Origin of the sequence: Flavobacterium restrictum, assembly GCF_007097245.1 — a bacterium.
GTDB classification, from domain to species: domain Bacteria; phylum Bacteroidota; class Bacteroidia; order Flavobacteriales; family Flavobacteriaceae; genus Flavobacterium; species Flavobacterium restrictum.
This window is the reverse complement of the sequence record NZ_VJZT01000042.1, coordinates 1-4,799: the sequence shown is the minus strand read 5'-3', so window position 1 is coordinate 4,799 and position 4,799 is coordinate 1. Positions and strand designations below refer to the sequence as shown.

The 4,799-nt window shown below is 31.5% G+C and carries 4 protein-coding genes; all 4 read right to left on the bottom strand.

Features of this window, described 5'->3' with window-relative positions; translation table 11 throughout:
• Positions 1-261 precede the first annotated feature (261 nt).
• On the bottom strand, positions 262-1,008 hold the full coding sequence (locus FNW21_RS15990; RefSeq protein ID WP_144257749.1) for a hypothetical protein: 747 nt from the start codon (positions 1,006-1,008) through the stop codon (positions 262-264).
• Between the two features lie 747 nt (positions 1,009-1,755).
• Positions 1,756-2,874: a restriction endonuclease gene (locus tag FNW21_RS16640; RefSeq protein ID WP_144257748.1), complete on the bottom strand. Its 1,119-nt coding sequence runs from the start codon at positions 2,872-2,874 to the stop codon at positions 1,756-1,758.
• On the bottom strand, positions 2,852-3,730 hold the full coding sequence (gene yhdJ, locus FNW21_RS15980; protein ID WP_144257747.1) for an adenine-specific DNA-methyltransferase: 879 nt from the start codon (positions 3,728-3,730) through the stop codon (positions 2,852-2,854). The genes FNW21_RS16640 and yhdJ overlap by 23 nt, the downstream gene beginning before the upstream one ends.
• Positions 3,731-3,953: 223 nt before the next feature.
• Positions 3,954-4,676 (bottom strand): hypothetical protein, encoded by a 723-nt coding sequence (locus tag FNW21_RS15975; RefSeq protein WP_144257746.1) that lies wholly within the window; start codon positions 4,674-4,676, stop codon positions 3,954-3,956.
• Positions 4,677-4,799 lie beyond the last annotated feature (123 nt).

Here is a 4,799-nt window from a genome sequence, read left to right as displayed (position 1 = left end):
GGAACGAAATATATTTAGTAGATTTTATTATTCGGAGTTTGTCAGCTATTCGGTTTCTCCAAAATAGCCCATAACGTCCCCGCGCTACAAGCAGTTTGGGATTAAATTAAGCCCATTCTTCGGATTTGCCAAATTCTTCCAAATACAAACCAATTCTTCCATTAAACCAAATGCCCAAATTGCTTGTAGCGTGTGTTGGTGGCAGTTTATTTATGGAAGTATATAAAATTCATTTCACTATTTACATTTATTCCTTTAAATTTAGCAGGAATCCATTTTGTTTTTTTTACAAATTTTTACAGTTTCATTTTTAAAATATTCTGCAAACTTATTGTTTTCAGTATCTGTAAAACTACAATCAGTTTCAATGTTGCTTATTTTTCCGTTTTTATCCAAAATAAAACTTATTTGTGTGCTCGAATAATATTTTCCTGATTTAAATTTATAATCTTTTGGATAAGTAAACTGTTTTTCAAAGTCTTCTTTGGGCTTTTTAAAATAATCTGAATAATTTTTTGTGTTCGGATACCTTGAAGTTGTATCGCACTCTTCAAATTTGAATACTAGATTTGGATTATTTAATACAAATTGAATTTCAGCTAAATTTCTTAATGTGTTTATAAATTCATTGCCATATTTTTTTTTAATAGCAATTTCCATTTTAGAAGCGTAGCAATTTCTTTTAAATCCGTTTAGGTCAGGAATACAAAATACTAAAGCAGAATCAATTTCTATATTATAAGCGGAAAGTAACGTTTTCATTTCTTTATTGCTTCTATACATTTTTGTCTTTCCCCGAAAATAGAAATAAACTAATTTACCACTTTGTATATCTTTTTCTGCTTGTTTTTCTTCATTTAGACAAACGGTATCTTCTTTTTTAGTCTGATTTTGGTTGTAAACATAAATTGAATCATTTGATTTATCAATATCATTTTGTTCGTGTTTTTTGTTGCAAGAAAACAAAAAGCAAATAGTAATTAATAGAATGACTTTTAAAATTTTCATAGATTCTTGTTTTCTCCCATTTTGCGGTTAAATTGCCACCAACGTTCTCGCGCTACAGCGGGTTTGGGACTAAATTAAGCCCTATTTTCGGATTTGCCAAATCTTCCAAATACAAAACCATTTTTCCATTAAGCCAAATGCCCAAATCCGTTGTAGCGTGTGTTGGTGGCTGGTTGTTTTGTCGAAATTACGAATTTCCTCAAAGATTTCACTTTTTTGTTTCTCAATTTACTATATTTTGCTTTTCACGCTTCAATTTTTCGGTTCGTAATTTTCAACTTATTGTTTTAAATTTCCATTTTATTTTCTGCGCAAAACTTTGCAAGTTTCTGCTGATAAAAATCCGACTTTCACGCTTCTGCTTTTCAGTTTCCAACTTTCCAATTTTCTGTGGATAAAAATCCAACTTTCACACTTCTGCTTTTCAGATTCCAATTTTCAAGTTTCTGTTGGCAAATCCAATTTTCACACTTCTACTTTTTCAGTTTTCTGCTTTTTCAATTTCTGCTGATAAAATCCAACTTTCACCCTTCTGTTTTTTTAGTTTCTGCGAGCTGTGAACTTTATTTCCAAATCGGAATTACCTGCGTAATTTCGGCACAACTTGCCACCAACGTTTTGCAGCTTGGCGAAGTGGCGGATTTAGAAGCACTTACTTTTAATTTAGCACTAATGTTTATTAGAAAACCGAATGTTCAATTTAGCACTGAACCCGCCATTTTGCCAAACTGCTGTTATGTGCCGTTCTTATTCTTCGTCCTCTTCGTCAGTGTAGTTAAATTCCACTTTACTTTGTACTACAATTTCGTCAAGTATGTTCTTTAAGTAACCTTGTTTTACAGCTTCATTAAATCTTACATTCAACATCGGAATATTTATAACCTCTTCAATGCAAGCCATATATTTTTCAACTATTGCTTTTATTAAATATGTTTTATCCGCATTGTCTTGAATTTTCTTTTTCAGAGGTTCAACTTCTTCGTCTGATTTGATTACAAAAGTTATCGGATATTTTTGAATTTTGTCAATGTCAAGAAAATATTTTTTGAAGTCCAATGTTTCGGTTACTTGAAAAAATCTACCTAATGGTTTCATTACAAAATCAATACCTCCATCATTTGCATTGGTTCGTCCTGTTTTGTAAAGTTTTAAATTTTCTGTGTTAAGTTTGTCCATCTCATAACCCCAAATAATAGTTTGGTCGTGGTAGTAAAATTTGAGAATAGAATAACTTACAATTTCAAAAAGTCGAGCATCTACATTTGGTGCAAGTAAACCGATTATAAACTCTTCAACCTTTTCGGGTGTAGTGTTTTCAATATCTTGAAGTGCTTCACACTGTTTCACAAAACGCTGAAACGCATCTTGTTTTGTTCTAGTGTACTCATTAATTATTTCAATGATTGCGGTTGCAATATTGAAGTTGGCATCGCCAACTTTTATATTCAACAAATTTTCATTTATCCAATATCTGTTTGTCGCTTGGTCTCTTAAAATTGGTTTGTATTCAGAAGTTGGAAAATACTTTTCAAACTCTGAATTCATACGATTATTCAAGGCGTGATTTTGCAATTTGTTTCCAAATGGCAACTCTCTTTGTCTTGCAAAAAGTTTGTTGAATAATGCACCTTCATATTTTGAATAGTCGACTTTTGTGTCAAATCCATTGGCTATGTAATCTTCTATAATTACATAAATTGCGTAAAGATTAGCAAAACTACCTCTTGCTTTTGAGCCTCTTCCTGCTGAACGAGTTTTCTCGTTTATGTATTGAATGAGTTGGCTTTTATCAAAAATATCATCTGCATTTTTGTCAAAGTTTCTTTGTAAAATCTCTTTAATATTAGCCGTGAATATATGTTCCATTGGGTTCAAATAAGGTTAAATTTTGTTGTGTTGCAATTTTTTCGGTTTCAAAAGTCCGTATTTCTTTTTCTAATTTTTCGCCTTTGAATTCTTCGGCTAATTGTAATCTTCTCAAACCGATTTTAACATATTCGTCTTGCAACTCGATACCAATGGAATTTCTATTTAATTCTTTTGCTACATAACAAGTTGTAAAAGTTCCAGAAAATGGGTCTAAAACTAAATCGCCTTCGTTTGAACTTGCTTTTATTATTCTTTCAAGTAACGAAATTGGCTTTTGAGTTGGGTGGTTTTCATACTCGTCCATTCTGTAACGAACTCTTGAAAATTCCCACACATTTCCTGGTACTTTTTCTGAATTATAAACAGTCGGTACAGCCTTACGATAATCAATAAGTTTGCGTTTTGCACCTGTTTTTGCTTCTACTAAAATGTCGTTTGTATTGAAAGTATAATTATTTTTGTCCTTTACGCAAAACAAGATAGGTTCGTACATAGAACCATAGTATTTTTTAGCTTGAACGCCTGAACTATCATAAGACCAAACAAGTCTTGACAGAATTGTTAGTTTTTTGCGTAAATGAATGTCAAAATAAGGCATAAATTGAGTGGCTGTCATTACATAAAAACTTCCACTTGGTTTTAGTTTTTGAACACACAAGTCAAGCCATTCATAGCACCATTCTAAATAACTTTCTTCTGTGTCCCATTTTTCAATTTTTCCGTTGAAATTTTTTCCAATATTGTAAGGTGGGTCAGCAAAAATCAAGTCCACAGAATTGTCTGGTAGCGTTTTTAATGCTTCCAAAGCGTCCGCATAGATTATCTTATGTTTGTCGTTACCTAATATTTCCATTTTATCAAAATTATTGCTTCAAATTTACGTCTTTTTTTTGGAATGTTTGTCGTTGGTACGCTGTCTCACAGAATGGCACATAACGTTTCGCGGCTTCAAGAAGTGGCGATGAACCAAGACCAAGCCTTCACAAATATAACAAAAACTTTTAATTAAAAACCTTTCCAATTTCTGATAAATCCCGTGCCTCGCCATTTCTTGAAACCGCTGTTGTGCGATCGCTTTAATCTATTAACTGTAATATTCCTTCAATAAGATATTCCCAAATTATTCCACTTTCAAAAACTTGCGAACCATTAATTGTTGGCAATTCCATTTTTATATTTCCAATTCCGTTCCAATATGAAGCCCAAATTTTTTGTTGCGTTTCTGCATCTAAACTTGAAAAAGTATTAGCATAACGTTCTAATGATACAATTTCCATATTCACTTTTGCGACTCTATTATGTTCGTATGGAATTAGTCTAAATTTTTTCACACTATTTAAGTTCCATCTATATTTTTCGCTAACTATTTTACAAGATTCATAATCGCCAAAAGCATAACAACTCGATAATCTAGAAGGATATTTAGGGAAATAAAGTTTTCTAAAATGTTCACAATTATATTCTGTTCTATATTCTGAAGTAATATGATTATTAAACATTGACATCAAATTCACGTTACATTTCGGATTATGTTCAAATGGTAAATATTCTAATTTACCATTTATATAGTCTTCTTTGATGTTTTTGTTTAACTCATTATGTGGAGAAAATGCAGAAATTGAGCCTTTTAAATATTTTGATGCAAATTCTTTGTCCGAATCAGTTATGAATTGGAAAAATGCTGATGATGAAATACATTTAGTATTTTCTAAATTTAGTTTTGTTACGTTATTTAATAAATTTACAAAAATGTAAAATTCTGTTGGTATTTCGGATTCTGGAGAATTTGATAACTTCATTTGTTGTTTTTTATGTTTCGGTTTTCCGTCGCTCAAAAGTGTCGCACAACGTTCTGGTACTACAGCGGGTTTGGGACTAAATTAAGCCCTATTTTCGGATTTGCCAAATCATCCCAAATACAA